This window comes from Mycolicibacterium xanthum (assembly GCF_019710635.1).
In the GTDB taxonomy this organism is placed as follows: domain Bacteria; phylum Actinomycetota; class Actinomycetes; order Mycobacteriales; family Mycobacteriaceae; genus Mycobacterium; species Mycobacterium xanthum.
In genome coordinates this window covers 1-453 of the sequence record NZ_JAIFZS010000134.1, presented here as the reverse complement: position 1 = coordinate 453, position 453 = coordinate 1, and the positions used below count along the sequence as shown (strand labels likewise).

The 453-nt window shown below is 67.1% G+C and carries 1 protein-coding gene; it reads left to right on the top strand.

What is annotated here, in order from left to right:
- A partial coding sequence (locus JDV09_RS27695) for a condensation domain-containing protein (protein ID WP_221372082.1) occupies positions 1-453 on the top strand: 453 nt, incomplete at both ends.

Sequence of the window (453 nt, the reverse complement as noted above, 5' to 3'; positions counted from 1 at the left end):
CGGTTGGAGCTTCCGACGGATCGGCCGTATCCGGCGGTGGCCGATCACCGGGGTGCGGCGGTGGCCGTGGACTTTCCGGCACAGTTACAGCAACAGATCCGCGAGCTCGCCCGCAAGCACAACGCCACCAGCTTCATGGTGGTCCAAACCGCGCTGGCCGTGGTGCTGGCCCAACTGAGCGCCAGCACCGACATCGCGGTCGGATTCCCCATCGCCGGACGCACCGACCCCGCCCTGGAGGCCATGGTCGGCTTCTTCGTCAACACCTTGATCCTGCGGGTGGACCTGTCCGGCAACCCGACCGCCGAACAACTCCTGGCCCAGGTACGCCACCGCAGCCTGGCCGCCTACGAACACCAAGACGTCCCCTTCGAAGCCCTCGTCGAACGCCTCAACCCCACCCGCAGCCTCACCCACCACCCCCTCATCCAAACCCTCATCGCCTGGCAGAAC